Raw genomic sequence first — 18,420 nt, 5'->3', positions numbered from 1 at the left:
GCATCGCATTGATAAAACTGCCGGAACCGCCCCGGACCGGGCTTTTCATTGCGCCAGACCGGCCCCATCGCATAGCGGCGGTAGGGGGTCGGCAAATCATTGCGGTATTGCGCGGCGACACGGGCCAGCGGCGCTGTCAGGTCATAGCGCAGCGCCAGCCAGTCGCTGTCTTCTTCCCATGCGAACACCCCTTCATTGGGGCGGTCCACATCGGGCAGGAACTTGCCCAAAGCCTCGACCGTTTCCACGGCAGATGTTTCCAGCGCATCAAACCCGTAGCGATGATACACACCGGCAATCTTGTCCAGCATCGCCTTGCGCGCGGTGACTTCACTGCCGAAATAGTCGCGGAACCCTTTTGGGGTTTCTGCTTTCGGGCGTCTGGGGCCTTTGGTTTTTGCCATGATCGGACACTCCTGTCAGGGTCGGCTTGGCCTTAGCCCAAGGGGCGCGAAGGGGCAAGAGCGGGCAGGTCATCCGCGCGCAGGCAAATCCGCCCTGCATGGCCCAGATATTGCGGTGCATCGTCGCGCACCCCCCATATCACGCTTATCCACAGGCCATGCACAGGCTTATACAATTTGCGCAGCAGGCCCGAATCCTGCTAGGATATGCGCTAACGAGCATGGACATCGGCGGTAGCAGGCATGAACGAGATCACAACGATCCGGTCGGGGGACACAGCGCCCCCCGACACAATGCCCCATAATATCGAAGCGGAACAACAGCTTCTGGGGGCGATACTGGTCAATAATGATGTGTATGACCGCATTTCGTCGCTGGTGAAGCAGGATCATTTCTATGACCCTGTGCATCAGCGCATTTTTGAAATCGCGTCTGCGCGCATTCTGAAAAACGCATTGGCCAGTCCGGTGACGATCAAGGCCTTCATGGAAGATGATGAAGGTCTGCGCGAACTGGGCGGCCCTGCCTATCTGGCGCGACTGGCGGCGGCGGCAATTTCGGCCTATGCGGCGCGCGATTATGCGCAGATGATCTATGAACTGGCGGTGCGGCGCGACCTGATCCGGCTGGGGCAGGATATATCTGCACGCGCCAGCCAGATGGATGTCGCGTCAGAACCCAAAGAACAGATCATCGAGGCCGAACAGCGGCTGTATAAACTGGCAGAACAAGGCGTGGCCGAACGCGGGTTCCAAAGTTTCCTGAAGGCCGTGACAGAGGCCGTGAATGTCGCCAATGCCGCCTATCAGCGCGATGGGGGGCTTGCGGGCATTTCCACCGGCCTGATCGATCTGGACAAGAAACTGGGCGGCCTGCATCCGTCGGACCTGATTATCCTTGCCGGTCGCCCGTCGATGGGCAAGACGTCGCTGGCGACGAATATCGCGTTCAATGTGGCCAAAGCCTATAAACGCGGGCAAAAACCGGACGGGTCCGAAGGCGCGGTCGAGGGCGGTGTCGTGGGCTTCTACAGCCTTGAGATGAGTGCCGAACAGCTGGCCGCACGTATTTTGTCGGAAGCGTCGGAAGTGCCCAGCGAACAGATCCGCCGTGGCGACATGACCGAGGAAGAATTCCGCCGTTTTGTCGAGGCTGCCAAATCGCTGGAAGCCTGCCCGCTTTATATCGACGACACGCCCGCCCTGCCGATTGCACAGGTGGCCGCGCGCGCGCGGCGGCTGAAGCGCACGCATGGGCTGGATGTGCTGATGGTGGACTATTTGCAACTGCTGCGCGGCACGTCCAAGGAAAGCCGCGTGCAAGAGGTGTCGGAGATCACACAGGGTCTGAAGGCCATTGCCAAGGAACTGAACATTCCCGTCATCGCGCTGTCGCAGTTGTCGCGTCAGGTCGAAAGCCGCGAGGACAAGCGCCCGCAACTGTCGGACCTGCGCGAATCCGGGTCGATTGAACAGGATGCGGATGTGGTGATGTTCGTCTACCGTGACGAATATTACCGCGAACGCGAAAAGCCGTCAGACCATGATCTGGAAGCCATGGCAAAATGGCAGGAAATCATGGAAACCGTGCATGGCAAGGCCGAATGTATTATCGGCAAGCAGCGCCACGGCCCGATCGGGACAGTCGAACTGTCCTTCGAGGGGCGCTTCACGCGTTTCGGCAACCTTATCAAACCATGGCAACAGGGCAGTGACGGGTTCTGACATGGCACCTGCGGGCGTAACAGGCGTAAACCACATAACGCTTGTGGTCACCGACCTGTCGCGTTCGGTGCTGTTTTATCGCGACGTGCTGGGGTGCAGGGTGCGCGCGCAATGGGCGCGCGGGGCCTATCTGGAGGCGGGCAGCCTGTGGCTGTGTCTGGAACTTGGCCCCACCGCCGCAAGCGCTGATGACACGCATATCGCGTTTTCCTGCGCGCGCGCGGAATTTCCAACGCTGGCCGCGCGTATCACCAGCGGCGCGCGAGTGTGGAAGGACAACCGGTCAGAGGGGGACTCGGTTTATTTTCTGGACCCTGACGGCCACAAACTGGAACTGCATCTGGGCGATCTTGCGTCGCGGCTGGCACATTACCGCGATGCACCGCCGAACGGATTTTGCGAAATATAGGTGATTCCCCGCCCTGCCCTTCAATCATCACGGCGTTGCCCAAGTCATGCCCGATTTTACCGGCATTCCCTAACAACACGTTAAGAGTTCACGTTTGCCGGAGGGTTCACACATGCAGGCGACCGCAGCCACACGCTGGATAAGCACAGTCATCACGCAGGCAGATGCTGCCGCGCATACCCCGCTTCCATGGTCGCGCAGCGCCAAACGCGCACGGCGCGCGGCGCGGGTGGCACAGTATCAGTTGGCGGGGGCTGCATAATCCCGGTGTCAGTTTAATGATCGCGGCGAATATGTGTTTGTAAGTTCAAGTTTTGGTTCTATTGCCGCATGTAACGAGTGACGTCAGTATCTTGTAAAAAGGGCGCTCTTACCGAGCGCCCTTTACTATTTGAAGTCAGGCTGCCTGCTCGCGCATGATCTGGCGCGGGGCACCGCCTTGAATTTCAATCTTGCGCGGTTTCAGGGCTTCGGGCAATTCGCGCACCAGATCGATATGCAGCATACCATCCTGATGCACGGCACCCGTTACGCGCACATGATCGGCCAGATGGAAGCGGCGTTCAAACGCACGGGTGGCAATCCCGCGATGCAGGAACTGACGGCAATCTTCGTTGTCGTGACTGCGCCCTGTAATCAACAGCGCATTTTCCTTGACCTCGACACTCAGGTCATCGGCGCTGAACCCTGCGACAGCAACGGAAATGCGATAGGCATTTTCCTTGATGCTCTCTATGTTATAGGGTGGATAGGTCGGGCTTTGCAGGTCGCTGGACATGACGCGGTCCAGCAGGTCGGCCATGTGGTCAAAGCCGATACTGGCACGGTAAAGCGGGGTTGGATCAAATCGACGCATAGGCATCCTCCGTTTCAAGAAGCGATGATGTGTTACACGCCCTCCATCAATGGACTGGCGCGGTTTCAGTATGCCACAGGTCCATATCAGGCCCCTGTTGCACCCCAGATTTGGGAAACAGAAAACAGGGTTTCAAGACCCCGCTGTCGGGAATTTATCGCAGCCCAGTCACGGCCGCAGAAAACGCGCCCCGCCACCCGAACTCATTTCGCGCGGTGCGTTCGTGTTGGCATCCGGCGCGCGTATGAAACGCCTGTCGCCTTCGGCCAGTGCGGCGCGCAAGACATCCAGCCGCGCCCCCAATGTGACCCCGAAGGACACTTCGACCGCGCGGCCGTCAACGGTCGCATCACCTTTGGCAGATACGACAGACACAATACGCGCCTGCCCGTCGGCCAGTGTGAACACCGGCGCGCCGGATGACCCGTAATCAACCGAACATGACATGACCAGAATCCCGTCGCGTTCCTGCCCCAGCACATCACAGGCTTCTTGCAGGGCCGGTGTTTCGCTGCGGTCGCGCCCGTAGGACACAACCCCGATCCGTTCGCCCGCGCGCGGCTGGCTGTGCACGCCAAAGGCCACCACCCCCATACCCCGCATCGGGTGCGTCAGTTCCAGAAGTGCCAGATCATGCGCAATATTCTGTGCGGACACCCCGCCTGCACGGTCATAGGCCGGATGAATGGCACTGCGCAGCACCCGCCCGTCTGCAACGGCGCGTCCGTTCCGGTATCCGGCCCGAAATGTAATATCCTGATCCCTGAATCGCGCCCCTGTCTGGCGGTCAAACAGGCAATGCGCCGCAGTCAGGACAAGCGTTTCACTGATCAACGCCCCTGTGCAGAACCCTGTGCGCCCGAAATCCACACGGCCGACCCCTTCCCATCCGTAAATCTGCATTCCACTGTCCAGCAATTCCAGCGGGCTGTCGCCGGATTGCGCCGAAAGGGGCGCGGACCAGACAAAAAGGGTCGCTGCAAGCGAAGCCAGAATACGCATTCCACAGGCCTTTGGTTCAGGGCTTCAGGATATATCGCATGCCATCATGGCCAGAAAATGGCAATCCCGCGCGTATCCTCCGCCGGTTGTCCCCGCCAATAATGACCCAACCTAGCCCTGTGCCAAAGCGCGCGGTTTCGGCCCGCCGCTTGCCCAATCCAGCAATTCCACTGTATGGACCACCGGCACCGATGTGCCCGACCCGATCTGCATCATGCAGCCGATATTGCCCGCTGCAATCACATCAGGCGCACGCGCTTCCAGCGTGGCCACCTTGCGTGACTTCAGCTCTTTTGACAGCTCCGGCTGCATCAGATTATACGTCCCCGCAGAGCCGCAACACAGGTGGCTGTCACGCGGTTCCACCACATCAAAACCAGCCCGCGCCAGCAACTCCTTGGGGAAGGTTTTGATCTTCTGGCCATGCTGCAAGGAACATGCCGCATGATAGGCAACTTTCACGCCGCGCGACGCGGTTTCGGGCATGTCCAGTTTCATCAACACCTCGGACACATCCATCGCAATTGCCGCCACAGCATGCGCCTTGTCTGCCAATGCATCATTGCGGAACATATGCCCGTAATCCTTGACCGTTGTGCCGCAACCGCTGGTATTTATGACAATCGCATCCAGACCGTCGCCCTGCAATTCCGCATGCCATGCATGAATGTTCCTTGCTGCCGTCGCGTGGCTCTCGGCGGTTTTGCCCATGTGATGGGTCAGCGCGCCGCAACACCCCTGCCCCTGCGCGATAACCACCTCGGCGCCAAGGCGGCGCAGCAAACGGATGGTGGCGTCGTTGATATCGGTGTTCAACGCGCGCTGCGCACAGCCGGTCATCAGCGCAACGCGCATCTTTCTGCGGCCAATCGCGGAAAACACCTGCGGATCGTCATTGCGACTGACGGGCGGAATATGTTTGGGGGCCATCTCCAACATGGCGCGCAGCCGTGCATCAGGCATCAACCGCGCAAATGGCCTGCCCAGTTTCGCACCCAGCAACGCCAGCCTGAACCGCATGGGATAGGGCAGTATCCGCGCCAGCACCCAACGCAGCAGCCGGTCCGACACAGGGCGCGTGTAAGTGCGTTCAATATGTTCGCGCGCATGATCCACCAGATGCATGTAATGCACACCTGACGGACAGGTGGTCATGCAGGCAAGGCAGGACAGGCAGCGGTCGATATGCTTGACTGTCTTTTCATCCGCCGGACGCCCCTTCTCCAACATATCCTTGATCAGGTAGATCCGCCCGCGCGGGCTGTCCAGTTCGTCCCCCAACACCGCATAGGTCGGACAGGTTGCCGTGCAAAACCCGCAATGCACGCAAGCGCGCAGCACTTCGTTGGAACGCGCAATGGCAGGGTCCTGCAATTGCTGAGGCGTGAAATTTGTCTGCATTGCGTGCCCTTCTATCCCGTCAACCCGGGGTTCAGCACCCCGCGCGGATCAAATTTCTGCCGTATGCCTTGCGAAATCGCAGCCAGTGGCGGGCTTTGCGGGGGGAACACGCTTAGGCGCGTGCGTGTCACCTGCGATCCCCGCACCAGTGTCGCATGACCTGCGAATTCACCCAACTGCGCGCGCAAATCCACCCCTTCCGGCGTCAGAAGCCAAAGCAATCCGCCCGCCCAGTCCATGATCACCGGCCACTCCGCGCGCGCCAGCACCGCTGGCGCTGCGGACGGCTGGAGGGAGATGCGCCACACATCGCCCGTGCATTCTGCAAACGCGCGCACATCCCGAATACCCAGCCATTGCGCTGCACTTGCAGGCGCATCCAGTATATCCCACGCCCCCCCCAGCACATCCCGCAACTGCCCGCAGCGATAGGCGACCTGCCGCTCGAACCCCTCGACGCGCAGATACACATGCCCGTCAGGTGTCCGCGCGGCGCCCGTCACCTCATAGGGGGTGCCCATAGCAGCAGACATGACCTTTCCTGCATCCTCTATGGACATGGGCGCACTGCACAACGTCGCCTGGGTTTCAGGCACCGGCAACAGCTTGAAGGAACATTCGGTCAATATCCCCAATGTGCCCCAACTGCCCGCCATCAGCTTGACCAGATCATAGCCCGTGACATTCTTCATCACCCGGCCACCATTTTTGATCACAGCACCCGTCCCGTCCACGAAACGCACCCCGATCAGGCTGTCGCGACATGCGCCCGCCTGCACCCTGCGCGGGCCGGACGCATTGGCGGCCACCATACCGCCCACACTTGGCACGCCCTGCGTTGACAGCAACGCGCGCATGTCCGGCGGCTCGAAGGCCAGCCGCTGCCCCTCACGGGCAAGCGCCTCCTCCACATCGGCCAGCGGTGTTCCTGCACGCGCCACCAGGGTCAGCGCCCCGGGTTCATACAGCGTGATCCCCGACATTGCGGACATGGACAGGGCGGCCCCTGTCAGGGGCTTGCCAATATCGCGTGTCCCCCCGCCCATGATCCGCAGGGGGGACGCGGCTGCGCGCACCATACCCGACAGCTCTTCTTCATTTTCAGGGCGCATCACTCCCGCCTCCATGGCTGCGCAACACAGCTTTCATCTTGCCAACAATACTCAAGGGGTGAATTGGGCCACAGGCCCAAGAGGGGGCAAAGCCCCCTTTTCGCCTCATGCGGCCCGCCGCGACGCACTTGTCGGAAGCGGAAATACCTTGGCCGGGTTCAACAGCCATTTCGGGTCAAAGACATCCTTGATGCACATCTGCGCCTCCATATCCGCGACCGCATATTGCACCCCCATCAGATCCCGCTTTTCAATACCCACCCCATGTTCGCCCGTCAGGCATCCGCCCACCTCGACACATAGTTTCAGGATATCCGCGCCAAACGCCTCGCAGCGTTCCAGATCACCAGGCTTATTGGCATCGAACAGGATCAGCGGGTGCATATTGCCGTCACCGGCATGGAATACATTGGCCACATCCAGCCCGTAATCGCGCGACATCTCGCCGATCCGGCGCAGCACCAATGGCAGGCTGGACACAGGGATCGTCCCATCAAGGCACATATAGTCATTGATCTGCCCCATCGCCCCGAAGGCTGATTTGCGCCCCAGCCATATCTTGGCGCTTTCCTCGGCCGATGCGCTTTCGCGCCACTCGGCTGGGTTGTGGCGCATTGCGATCTGTTTGATCATCGCCAGCTGCTCGTCAATTTCAGCCGCCGACCCTTCCACCTCGACAATCAGCAAGGCCTCGCAATCGGGGTATCCTGCCTTGGCGAAATCCTCACAGGCGCGAATGCAGGGCCGGTCCATGAATTCGATGGCCACCGGCAGAATCCCCGCCTTGATGATATCGGACACGCATTCGCCGGCAACCTCGTTGCTGTCAAACCCCATCAGCACAGGCCGCGCCCCTTCGGGCTGGCGCAGAATGCGCAGGGTTGCTTCGGTCACAACCCCAAGCTGGCCTTCCGATCCGCAGATAACGCCCAACAGGTCCAGCCCCTCCGCATCCATATAGGGGCCGCCAATCTCGACAATGGTGCCATCCATCAACACCATGGTGACGCCCAGCAGGTTATTGGTGGTGACGCCGTATTTCAGGCAATGCGCGCCACCGGAATTCATCGCGATATTGCCTGCAATCGCACAGGCCAGCTGGCTGCTTGGGTCCGGCGCATAGAAGAACCCTTCTGATTGCACCTCGCCGGTGACCGCAAGGTTTGTAATGCCGGTCTGGACGCGGATATAGCGGTCACTGGTGTTTACCTCCAGCACATCGCGCAACCGGGCCACGCCCAGAATAATCGAATCCTGCGTTGGCAATGCGCCCCCCGCCAGTGATGTGCCGGACCCGCGCGGGACAACCGGCACGCCCTCCTCGTGGCAGATACGCAATATTGTTGCGACATCTGCTGTGGTTTCGGGCAATGCCACGGCCATGGGAATGCAGCGATAGGCGGTTAACGCGTCGCATTCATAGGCACGCCGCTCGGCCTCGTCGGTGATAAGCACATTTGCGGGCAAGGCGGATTGAAGGCGCGACAACACATGTGCGCGCTTGCCCAGAATCGCCTCATTCGGTTCCGGCATTTCCATGACACCACCTCCTCCCGCTTGTATTGGTAATGTATTGTTACCAATTTTGCAAATGCAAGAGGATTCGACCGTTTGGAACCACCCTCATGTCACAAGGCAATAGCCCGCAGCACCAGTTTTGCGGCAATGCCCCACATGATGGCACCGATCAGCAGTTCCAGAACAACCCATGCTTTCGGGCGGGCCAGAACCGGCGCCAGCAGCCGCGCCCCATATCCCAATGCCGCGAAAAACACGAAGGAGGCCGTGATGGCCCCTGCCCCGAACGCCCATTGCCATGGCGCGTATTGCAGCGAAAGCGCGCCCAGCAATGCGACTGTGTCCAGATAGACATGCGGGTTTAACCACGTCAAAGCCAGACAGACCATAACAACCCGCGCCAAAGGCACACGGTCGGTTTTTGCAGGTTGCAACGCTTCACCGCCGCGCAGGGCCGCGCGGAACCGCAAAGCCCCGTACACCGTCAAAAACGCCACGCCACCCCATAACATAACCAGCTGGAAGCCTGGCAGTGCCGTGGCAATCAACTGTGCCCCTGCAACACCAAGCGCCACCAGAACGGCATCCGATACGGCGCAAATCAGTACCACAACGCCCACATGCTCGCGCCGCAGCCCCTGACGCAACACAAATGCGTTCTGCGCCCCTATGGCCGCGATCAATGCCAACCCTGAAAAGAACCCCGCAACGACGCCCGCAATCATGTTTCCCCCCGAGTTACGCGACCATAGCGCGCTATCGGATATCACAACGCTGTGTTCAAGCAGAAACAGGCCGCAGCGCAGCCATGGCAATGCCGTCCGCAGGGGGGTCAATCCCCCCAAGGGCGGCACCCTTTTGCAGATAGATCTATTCGGCCGCGATGGGCGTCGGGTCTACCAGTGCAACGATATCCATCATGATACGGTTCAACTGGAAATCCTTGGGCGTATAGACCTGTGCGATTCCCATGGCACGCAGGCGCGCCGCGTCGTCGTCGGGAATGATCCCGCCGACAATAACCGGCACATGTCCCAGCCCTTCGGCCTGCATCAGGTCCATCAATTCTTCCATCAGCGGCATATGCGACCCTGACAGGATGGACAGGCCCACAACATGCGCATCCTCATCGCGCACGGCCGCGACAATTTCGGCGGGGGTCAGGCGGATGCCTTCGTAATGAATGTCCATGCCGCAATCGCGCGCGCGCGCGGCAATCTGTTCGGCCCCGTTGGAATGCCCGTCCAGACCCGGCTTGCCCACCACGAATTTCAACCGCCGCCCCAATTTGCTGCTGACCGCGTCGACCGCGTCGCGCACGGGGTCCAGACCTTCGGTGCGGTTCGACATGGCGCGGCTTACACCTGTTGGCGCGCGGTACTGGCCAAAGGCCGCGCGCACTGTCTCGCCCCATTCGCCGGTTGTGGCCCCCGCCCTGGCCGCCGCGATCGAGGCGGGCATGACATTGGCGCCGGAACGTGCTGCTGCACGCAAATCATCCAGTGCGGCGCGCACTGCCCCCTCATCCCTTGCTGCGCGCCATGCGTGCAACCGCGCGATCTGGTCGGCCTCGGCGGCAGGGTCGCATACCATGATCGCCCCTTCGCCCGTCGTCAGGGGCGAGGGTTCTGTCGTGGTGAATTTATTGACGCCCACCACCACAGTTGCACCGCTTTCAATGCCCGCAATGCGCTCGGCGTTCGACTCCACCAGACGCGATTTCATGTAGTCGATTGCCTTGACCGCGCCGCCCATATCATCAATGCGCGCCAGTTCCTCGCGCGCGCCAGCCACCAGTTGCGCCACCTTGCGGTCCACAGCGGGGTTGTTGTCGAACAGGTCGTCATATTCCAGAAGGTCGGTCTCGAACGCCAGAATTTGCTGCATCCGCAACGACCATTGCTGGTCCCACGGGCGCGGCAGGCCAAGTGCTTCGTTCCATGCCGGCAGTTGCAGCGCACGCGCGCGCGCATTTTTCGACAGCGTCACGGCCAGCGCTTCGATCAGGATGCGGTAGACATTGTTTTCAGGCTGCTGTTCGGTCAGCCCAAGGCTGTTGACCTGCACACCATAGCGGAAACGGCGGTATTTCGCATCCTCGACCCCGTATCGGATGCGGCAAATCTCGTCCCACAATTCGACAAAGGCGCGCATCTTGCACATTTCGGTGACAAACCGGATGCCCGCATTCACGAAGAAGCTGATGCGCCCGACCATGGTGGGGAAATGCTCGGCCGGGACTTTGGTTTTCAGATCATCCAGCACCGCGCAGGCCGTGGCCAGCGCAAAGGCCAGTTCCTGCTGCGGTGTCGCCCCCGCTTCCTGCAAGTGATAGGAACACACATTCATGGGGTTCCATTTGGGCAAATGTTCACGCGTATAGGCCGCGACATCGGTGATCATGCGCAAGGATGGTTCGGGCGGGCAGATATAGGTGCCGCGCGACAGATATTCCTTGATCAGGTCATTTTGCACCGTGCCATTCAGTTTGGAAATATCCGCGCCCTGTTCCTGCGCTGCGGCAATATACAGCGCCAGCAACCAAGGTGCAGTCGCGTTTATCGTCATGGATGTGTTCATCTGCTCCAGCGGGATCTGGTCGAACAGCATGCGCATATCGCCCAGATGGCAGACCGGCACGCCAACCTTGCCCACCTCTCCGCGCGCCAGTTCATGGTCACTGTCATAGCCTGTTTGCGTGGGCAGATCGAAGGCCACCGAAAGCCCCGTCTGCCCCTTGGACAGGTTCATGCGATACAGCGCGTTCGACGCTTTGGCCGTGGAATGGCCTGCATAGGTGCGAAACAGCCACGGCTTGTCTTTTGCGGGTCCGGTTGCAGTATCGGTCATCTTGGCACCTTTGGTCGGGTCTGGTTCAGCGCAGGCGCGCAAAGGGGCGCGCAACTTTCTTACCCAAACGGATGATTTAAGCGCAAGATAATGTCAAGCATGAATCGCTGCAACGCGGCAATTTGCAAAGGGCACAACAGCAAAGACCGCAATGAACGCATGTTCATACGGTCTGTCAGGCTGTTGCGATGTTCAGATAATCAGTCGCTATGTGCGGTCGGCTGCCTGACGTGACGGGCAATCGCGGCGGACTTCGCGCGCGCGCAATCCGGTCGCAACCAGCAAACAACGGTCGCGCGCTTCGTAATAGTAGCCGCGCGCATACCACATGACCGCGCGGTCAATATCACCATTCGACACCAGCCATGCACCCTTCAGATAGCGGCCTGCGTATTTAAGGTTCACTTCGGCATCCAGCAGGTCTTCCGGCTCTCCTCGAAACCCCATCTGGCGGGCGGTTTGCGGCAGGATTTGCATCAGCCCCCAATACGGACCATTGCGGGCATGCGGGCGGTAATCGCTTTCGCGCTGGATGACGCGGTGCAACAGGGCTTCGGGAATCTCGTGCTTGGCCGCATACTGGCGCACCAATGCGCGCATTTGCGGTGTTTCCCCCGGATAAAGGGTTGCGCTTGGGCCCATGGCCCGCGATGCATCGGGGCTGGAGTTTCCGCAGGCTGCCAAGGCAAGCGCAACACCGAAGATCAGAAAAATACGCGGCATGGGATCAATCCTGTCTTAAGGGGGCTGGAATGACACCCAACGCGTCAAGCGCGGCATCAATCGGCAGGGATTTCGGGCAATGTTGTTCTTTCAGGGCGTCGAACCGCGCGCGCAGGCGGCGCTTTTCATCGCCCTTGCAATCGTTCCACGGGCGGCCTTGCAGCCCCATTTCCAACACATAATAAGCGATGAAATGCGGACGCACGCCCGATTGCAACAGCGCCGCATAGGCCGCGTCACAGCCCAGCTCGCGCAGATCCTCGGCAGAGTGAATACCCACACGCGCAAAAGAGGCCTCCATCGCGGGGCCAAGGTTGCGTATCGATGAAATCGGCGTTGGCATGGTAAGGGTTATGTTCCGCGTGCCCGTCGGGTCACATCCTGTACGTCATTAACAAACCCTTGCGCCTGCGCAAAGCATCTTTGCGCATGGATACGCCGGTATCGGACCCGCATAGGCGGGAACCGGCCAGAAAATTCAGATCAGCGCCCAATCCGTAAACCGTGTGACCGGCTTTTGCGCGGCCGCGTTGCGCGGATGGCCGGGACGCATGTCGGCACTAAGGCCGGGGGCCATGCCCGGACGCTTCGGTTGGGTCGGGATCGGGGAAGTTGTTGAACGCATGACACTTAATCCTTTACAAAAATGCACATGCGGTCGATTTGGCGGGACAAAACTGGCCAAATTCGGGCATTCAGGCGTGCATATCGCGGCGTTAGCGCAACCAGCGCCGCGACTGATGCCATCGCGCAACAGCACAAACACGCATCCTCAGGCGTGCAATCAGACCAGTTCACCCGTTGGGGCAATGCGCGTCCGACCGCCCAGATACGGGTGCAGCGCTGCGGGCAAGTCAACGCCCCCATCCGCAGTCTGGCCGTTTTCCAGCACCGCAATCAGGCACCGCCCCACTGCCACGCCCGACCCGTTCAGCGTGTGCACGAATTCCGGCTTGCCGCCGTCCTGCGGACGGAAACGGGCGTTCATGCGCCGCGCCTGAAAATCACCGCAAACCGACACGCTGGAAATTTCGCGATATGTGGCCTGCCCCGGCACCCAGACTTCGATGTCATGGGTTTTCTGCGCGCCAAAGCCCAGATCACCTGTGCATAGCACAATGCGCCTGTAGGGCAATTCCAGCGCTTCCAGCACAGCCTCGGCGCAGCGGGTCATGCGGTCATGTTCGGCCAGAGAGTCAGCAGGGTGGGTGATCGATACCATTTCGACCTTTTCAAACTGGTGCTGGCGCAGCATGCCCGTAGTGTCCTTGCCCGCACTGCCCGCCTCGGACCGGAAACACAGCGTATGCGCGCAGAATCGCAACGGCAGCGCTGTGCCGTCCAGAATTTCGCCTGCAACAGTATTCGTCAGCGTAACCTCAGATGTAGGAATCAGCCAATAGTCTTCATGTGTGGGCGCTCTCTCGAAAACCTCTCCAACCACAGCGGCAAGGCTTTTCTTTCCAGATTTAATCGCCTCGATATCCTCCTCTCGAGAATACTTTTCGAGAACATCTTCGCCTTGCTTTGCACGGCTATTTAGAGAGGCTCCGAAAAACAGATCCGCACCAAATTTCGGCAATTGACCCGTGCCATACATCGCGTCATCGCGCACCAGAACGGGGCTGTTCACCTCGGTCAGGGCGTGGTGGTCTACATGCAGGTCGGTCATGAACTGCGCAAGCGCGCGGTGCACCCGCGCCACGGCCCCGCGCAGCACAACAAAACGCGACCCCGACAATTTGGCCGCAGTGGCAAAATCCATATTCGGGGCAACACCTGCTATCTGGTAATGCTCCTGCGGCTGGAAATCGAAATCTCGCGGTGTGCCCCATTTTTTCAATTCCACGTTGTCGGCTTCATCGGCACCATCGGGCACATCGTCCAAGGGCAGGTTTGGCAGGGTTTCCAGCAGCGCCGTCAATTCGGCATCGGCCACGCGCGCCTGATCCTCCAGCGCGGCGATTTCGGCCTTCTTGTCAGCAACCAGCGCGCGCAGGCGTTCAAATTCGGCCTCGTCCCCCTTGGCCTTGGCGGCACCCACCTGTTTGGACGCTGCGTTCTGCGCCGCCTTGGCGGTTTCCACAGCCGAGATTGCCGCGCGGCGTGCCTGATCAATCTCCAGAATGCGGCCGGATTGCGCATCCATCCCGCGACGGGCAAAGGCTGCATCAAAGGCGGCTGGGTTCTCTCGGATGGCGCGGATGTCGTGCATACTCTCTCTCAATTCATTCGTGCGGCGTGAAAGGCGCGCGGGAATCGCGGCGCGCCTGCGCGTTTATGGCCCATACTGCCGTCAAGTGGTAGGGGCTGCAAAAAATGTCACAGCCCTTGCGGCATCTGCGTGATTGACCGCGCGCATCACGCTCGGGTAAACTGGGGTCAGATTGTGCCAGACAGGAGCTGCCGCATGGATGGCAATTCGCGCGTCCCTGAAACGGACGACGCCCCCCCCGCCAAGGCGGGATTTTTCGATAATCCGGTATTTTCAGACCCGTCTGCCCGCGCCCTGTCACAGGTTGGCGTTATCGATGTGGGGTCAAACTCTGTCCGGTTGGTGGTGTTTGACGGTGCCGCGCGCTCTCCTGCGTATTTTTTCAACGAAAAGGTGCTGTGCGGGCTGGGCAAGGGGCTTGTCACCACTGGACAGCTGAACCCCGAAGGGCGCGAACGCGCGTTATCCACCCTCAAGCGGTTCGCCTTGCTTGCGCAAGGCATGGATATGACGAACCTGAGTATGGTCGCCACCGCCGCCATGCGAGAGGCCGAGGACGGCCCCGAATTCCAGGCCCTGATCGAACAGGAAACCGGTTTGCGCATGCGCGTGATTGACGGCGCGGAAGAAGCGCGCCTGTCGGCGCAAGGCGTGCTGACGGGCTGGCCAGAGGCAAAGGGGCTGGTGTGCGACATTGGCGGTTCGTCCATGGAACTGGCGGTCATTGGCGACCGGCAGGTGCATCAGACCGTGACATCCCCGCTTGGCCCGTTCCGGTTGCAACAGGTCGCAGGCGGCAAACGGGGCTTGCGCCAGCATATCAGCGCGATCCTGAAATCCCTGCGCGATCAGGTTGGCAACCACCATGACGCGCTGTATCTGGTGGGGGGGTCATGGCGGGCAATCGCGCGGCTGGATATGGAACGGCGCGGCTATCCGTTGAAGGTTTTGCACGAATATACCATGACGCCCAAATCCGTGCGCAAGACCATCGACTGGATTGCCGGTCAGGACATGGCGGATCTGCGCGCCCGCACCGGTATTTCAGCCGAGCGTATGTCGCTTGTGCCGCTGGCCGCACAGGTCTTGCGCCAGTTGGTCCATGTGTTCAGCCCGCAGCTTATTTGCGTGTCCAGCTATGGTATCCGCGAAGGGATATTGTATGAACAGATGCCCGATGCCCTGCGCGCGCGCGATCCGCTGATCGAGGCATGCCATTTCATGGAGCACGCCAGCGCGCGCCTGCCGGGATTTGGCAAGAAGCTGTATAATTTCCTGCTGCCGCTGTATCGCAACCGCCCCGAGGGGCGCTTGCGCCTGATCCGCGCCGCCTGTTTGTTGCATGATGTGAACTGGCGGGCGCATCCCGACTACCGTGCCGATGCCTGTTTCGACACATCGACACGCGCCAATCTGGGCGGGCTGGACCATCAGGGGCGTGTGTATCTGGGCATCGCGTTGATGTATCGCTACAAGACAAACGGCATGCGTCCGCGCATCAAGGAAATTGCCGGACTGTTGTCTGCCAAGGATCTGGCAGAGGCCAAGATGTTGGGCCGCGCGTTGAGATTTGGGTCCATGTTTTCAATGAACGGGCCAGAAAACGCGGGCGAGTTGCGCTATTTCCCGAAAAAGCATGTTCTGGAACTGGTGCTGGAGCGTGATATGCAAGCGCTGTTTACCGAAGTCGCCGAGCAGCGTTTTCATTCCTTCGCACAACAACTGGATGCGGAAGCCAAGGTTCGCGTTCGCCGCAGCTACAGCTCAAAAGGTGATGGTGCGTCATCCGCACTGTCCGGGGGCGCGGGATCAGCCTGACCCTCGGCATCAGGGTCCGGTGTGGACTGTCTGCGCCGGATCAGAATATCGCCATTGGGCAGGATCTCGGGGGGATCATATTCCACCATGTCGCGCAACTGGCCCAACAGGCGGCGCAATTCGGGTTCGGCCATTTCAAGACTGCGTTCCATCTGGCGCATATGCGGGTCCATATCATCCATGAACCCGCGCAAAAGCCGGTCCAACAGGCCGAAAATCCCGTCCTGCTGTTCGGTATCGCGCGTGCCGTCAGGCCCTTCGGCCGAAACCGGCGACCCAAGGGCCAGACACAAGCAAAGCGGTAGGACAAGGATTGCGCGCATCTGCAAAGCATAGCGCATCCGGCGGCTTGCGGCCAGCGCTGATGACGGGGGTGTGCGCGACTTACGGGGCGCGGGTTTCGGGCAGAAGGGGAAGCTAGAACTTGGATAAAGCGCGCACTATCGGTGGGCCGCGGGACGGCCCGCCGATGGTGCGGGCCACCTGCGGCCTTGTCCCGCACTGGGGTATTGCCCCCGACGGCTATTTCAGACCAGACTCACCGCCAACCCCATTTTTCACGCCGGTCACATCAAGGCTATGCCGCGTGGCTGGTGCGGATTTCTTCCCATGCACGGTTCAGGTCGCGCAGCCGGTGTTCGGCCAGTTTCACGGCCTCCGGAGGGACACCGCGCGCCGCCATACGGTCGGGATGTGTATCCCGAACCGCTTGCCTGTAAATGCGGCGAATGTCATCCAGTGGCGCATCAGGCGCGACTTCCAGCACGTCATAGGGATCAGGCGCGACATCGCCGACATAGCGCGCGCGCAGGCACCGGAAACACCGTTCAGACAGGCCGAAAATCTGCGCGACCTGAGACAGGAACTCTTCCTCGGCAGGATGGAAGCTGCCATCCGACATTGCCACCTCGAACAGTCCTTCCATCAAATCCATCAGCACGGGGTCGCGCGGCGGGAACATGCTTGCGATCTTGCGCGCATACAGGTCAAACCCTGCCACATCCTGCCGCGCCAGATTGAACACGCGCGCGGCGTTGGCTTCTTCTTCGGGCGCGATGATGAAAACCCGCCGGAAGGCCGCGACTTCGCCGCGCGTGACCTGCCCGTCTGCCTTGGCCAGCTTTGCCCCAAGGGCAATGACGGCAATGGTGAAGGCCACGCTGCGTTCAGGCGCGCTGCGCAAACGGTCAAAAACCGCGCTAAGGCTTTCCCCCTTGCGCAGCGCTTTCAGCGCCTCGGCAATGCGTAACCAGATCGACATGCCCGAAAGCTAGCAGGGCGGCGGGGGAAATGCAGCAGGCGAAACGCCACATGTCACAGAATTTTCTGCATCAGCACCAAATTGTGGAATTGCCCGAATTTCCAGCCGACCTGCGGCATTGTGCCAACGATCTGATAGCCCAGTGCAGTATGAAACGCGATGCTGGCCGTATTTGATCCGGTGACAGCGCCCACCATAACATGATGGCCCGCACGGCGCGCGTGATCCTCCAGTGCCAGCAACAGCGCGCGCCCGACCCCGTGGCCGCGTGCAGTATCATGCAGGTTGATCGTGTGTTCCATGCTGTGTGCATAACCCAAACCGCCGCGAAATTGCGCATAACTGGCAAAGCCCAGCACCTGCCCGCCCTGTTCCGCCACCAAAAAGGCATGGCCCGCCCCCTGCCGGTCGCGAATCATGGAGGCGACTTCGGCAGGGCTGCGTTCCACAGGGTTGAACGTGACGACGGTGTCGCGAATGATCGGGTTCCAGATATCGCAGATACGACCGGCATCCCCCTCGGTCGCATCGCGCAAGGCTGACTTACTCATCTTGGTGCCTGTTCGGTCAAAACACCCGAGGGAATGCGCTGCGCGGCCCTCAACGTCAAGGGACTTCTATTCTTGTCGGGTCAGTGTTTCCGCAGCTTCACTAGCAGCCTCGATCGCCAGCAGGATCGAGGCATGGCGATTGCGGTATTCGCGTGCGGGTTGCAGCACCTCATACCCGTCAAAAGGGGCATCCGGCACCGGCCCGTCATGTTGCAGCATTGCGCGCAGCTGGTCACGCGCAACCGCCAGTTCCTGCGCACTGCGCCCCAGCACCGTCTGCCCCAGAACCGCCGCCGCCGCCTGCCCCAATGCGCAGGCTTTCACGTCCTGCCCGAAACGGCTGACGCGCCCGTCCGTCATATCCAGATCAACCGTCACTGTTGACCCGCAAAGCGGCGAGCGCCGCTTGACGCTGGCTTGCGGCCCATCCAGCCGCGTGTGATGCGGAATATCGGTTGCCAGTGCCAGAATTCGGCCGGAATACAGTTTGATCAGGTCTGCATTGTCGTTCAAGACGGGTTTTCCTTTGTGCTGTGTCAGGCTATGCCTAGGCCGCCCAACACAGGACATAGCCC

General features: G+C 60.4%; 20 protein-coding genes. 4 read left to right on the top strand and 16 right to left on the bottom strand.

What is annotated here, in order from left to right; translation table 11 throughout:
• The coding region (locus ACTIE1_RS03005; RefSeq protein WP_439563249.1) for an ATP phosphoribosyltransferase regulatory subunit at positions 1–404 on the bottom strand (404 nt) is incomplete at its 3' end.
• A gap of 243 nt (positions 405–647) precedes the next feature.
• On the opposite strand from ACTIE1_RS03005, the gene ACTIE1_RS03000 reads away from it, so the two are divergent.
• The 3 genes from ACTIE1_RS03000 to ACTIE1_RS02990 all read left to right on the top strand — a co-directional run bounded on the left by ACTIE1_RS03000 (position 648) and on the right by ACTIE1_RS02990 (position 2,800).
• Positions 648–2,129 carry a replicative DNA helicase gene (locus ACTIE1_RS03000; protein WP_439559850.1) on the top strand — a complete coding sequence of 494 codons (1,482 nt, stop codon included), beginning with the start codon at positions 648–650 and terminating at the stop codon, positions 2,127–2,129.
• 1 nt (position 2,130) lies between these two features.
• A complete protein-coding gene (locus tag ACTIE1_RS02995) occupies positions 2,131–2,538 on the top strand; it encodes a VOC family protein (protein WP_439559851.1) in 408 nt (135 codons plus the stop codon).
• 112 nt (positions 2,539–2,650) lie between these two features.
• A complete protein-coding gene (locus ACTIE1_RS02990; RefSeq protein WP_439559852.1) occupies positions 2,651–2,800 on the top strand; it encodes a hypothetical protein in 150 nt (49 codons plus the stop codon).
• A gap of 135 nt (positions 2,801–2,935) precedes the next feature.
• Here the strand turns inward: ACTIE1_RS02990 and ACTIE1_RS02985 are convergent, their stop codons facing one another.
• The 11 genes from ACTIE1_RS02985 to serS all read right to left on the bottom strand — a co-directional run bounded on the left by ACTIE1_RS02985 (position 2,936) and on the right by serS (position 14,215).
• Positions 2,936–3,394, bottom strand: coding sequence for an Hsp20 family protein (locus ACTIE1_RS02985; RefSeq protein ID WP_439559853.1), 459 nt, complete (start codon positions 3,392–3,394; stop codon positions 2,936–2,938).
• 168 nt (positions 3,395–3,562) lie between these two features.
• Positions 3,563–4,396, bottom strand: a complete 834-nt coding sequence (locus ACTIE1_RS02980) for a trypsin-like serine peptidase (RefSeq protein WP_439559854.1) — start codon at positions 4,394–4,396, stop codon at positions 3,563–3,565.
• A gap of 111 nt (positions 4,397–4,507) precedes the next feature.
• Positions 4,508–5,797: a glycolate oxidase subunit GlcF gene (gene glcF, locus ACTIE1_RS02975; RefSeq protein WP_439559855.1), complete on the bottom strand. Its 1,290-nt coding sequence runs from the start codon at positions 5,795–5,797 to the stop codon at positions 4,508–4,510.
• An 11-nt stretch (positions 5,798–5,808) separates the two neighbouring features.
• Entirely contained in the window at positions 5,809–6,909 is a 1,101-nt protein-coding gene (locus ACTIE1_RS02970; RefSeq protein ID WP_439560544.1) for an FAD-binding protein, read from the bottom strand.
• A gap of 105 nt (positions 6,910–7,014) precedes the next feature.
• Positions 7,015–8,448 carry an FAD-linked oxidase C-terminal domain-containing protein gene (locus ACTIE1_RS02965; RefSeq protein WP_439559856.1) on the bottom strand — a complete coding sequence of 478 codons (1,434 nt, stop codon included), beginning with the start codon at positions 8,446–8,448 and terminating at the stop codon, positions 7,015–7,017.
• A gap of 89 nt (positions 8,449–8,537) precedes the next feature.
• The gene (locus tag ACTIE1_RS02960; RefSeq protein WP_439559857.1) at positions 8,538–9,152 is read right to left on the bottom strand and encodes a LysE/ArgO family amino acid transporter; all 615 of its coding nucleotides are present in this window, start codon (positions 9,150–9,152) and stop codon (positions 8,538–8,540) included.
• Between the two features lie 145 nt (positions 9,153–9,297).
• On the bottom strand, positions 9,298–11,277 hold the full coding sequence (locus ACTIE1_RS02955; protein WP_439559858.1) for a methylmalonyl-CoA mutase family protein: 1,980 nt from the start codon (positions 11,275–11,277) through the stop codon (positions 9,298–9,300).
• 207 nt (positions 11,278–11,484) lie between these two features.
• Complete coding sequence (locus ACTIE1_RS02950; RefSeq protein WP_439559859.1) at positions 11,485–12,000, bottom strand: transglycosylase SLT domain-containing protein; 516 nt, start codon at positions 11,998–12,000, stop codon at positions 11,485–11,487.
• Between the two features lie 4 nt (positions 12,001–12,004).
• On the bottom strand, positions 12,005–12,343 hold the full coding sequence (locus tag ACTIE1_RS02945; protein ID WP_439559860.1) for a TfoX/Sxy family protein: 339 nt from the start codon (positions 12,341–12,343) through the stop codon (positions 12,005–12,007).
• Between the two features lie 135 nt (positions 12,344–12,478).
• Positions 12,479–12,625, bottom strand: a complete 147-nt coding sequence (locus ACTIE1_RS02940) for a hypothetical protein (protein ID WP_439559861.1) — start codon at positions 12,623–12,625, stop codon at positions 12,479–12,481.
• Positions 12,626–12,784: 159 nt separating this feature from the next.
• A complete protein-coding gene (gene serS, locus ACTIE1_RS02935) occupies positions 12,785–14,215 on the bottom strand; it encodes a serine--tRNA ligase (RefSeq protein ID WP_439559862.1) in 1,431 nt (476 codons plus the stop codon).
• Between the two features lie 195 nt (positions 14,216–14,410).
• Here serS and ACTIE1_RS02930 point away from each other — a divergent pair, with 195 nt between their 5' ends.
• Entirely contained in the window at positions 14,411–16,033 is a 1,623-nt protein-coding gene (locus ACTIE1_RS02930) for a Ppx/GppA family phosphatase (RefSeq protein ID WP_439559863.1), read from the top strand.
• Here ACTIE1_RS02930 and ACTIE1_RS02925 read toward each other — a convergent pair.
• The 4 genes from ACTIE1_RS02925 to ACTIE1_RS02910 all read right to left on the bottom strand — a co-directional run bounded on the left by ACTIE1_RS02925 (position 15,973) and on the right by ACTIE1_RS02910 (position 18,358).
• On the bottom strand, positions 15,973–16,374 hold the full coding sequence (locus ACTIE1_RS02925; protein ID WP_439559864.1) for an AAA+ family ATPase: 402 nt from the start codon (positions 16,372–16,374) through the stop codon (positions 15,973–15,975). The genes ACTIE1_RS02930 and ACTIE1_RS02925 overlap by 61 nt on opposite strands.
• Positions 16,375–16,610: 236 nt before the next feature.
• Complete coding sequence (locus ACTIE1_RS02920; protein WP_439559865.1) at positions 16,611–17,294, bottom strand: TerB family tellurite resistance protein; 684 nt, start codon at positions 17,292–17,294, stop codon at positions 16,611–16,613.
• Between the two features lie 53 nt (positions 17,295–17,347).
• Positions 17,348–17,845, bottom strand: coding sequence for a GNAT family N-acetyltransferase (locus ACTIE1_RS02915; RefSeq protein ID WP_439559866.1), 498 nt, complete (start codon positions 17,843–17,845; stop codon positions 17,348–17,350).
• Between the two features lie 66 nt (positions 17,846–17,911).
• Entirely contained in the window at positions 17,912–18,358 is a 447-nt protein-coding gene (locus tag ACTIE1_RS02910; protein WP_439559867.1) for an iron-sulfur cluster assembly scaffold protein, read from the bottom strand.
• Positions 18,359–18,420: the final 62 nt, after the last annotated feature.

Source organism: Roseinatronobacter sp. (assembly GCF_051859525.1).
Lineage (GTDB): Bacteria > Pseudomonadota > Alphaproteobacteria > Rhodobacterales > Rhodobacteraceae > Roseinatronobacter.
The sequence above is the reverse complement of the archived record's forward strand: the minus strand, read 5'-3'. Positions and strand labels throughout refer to the sequence as shown.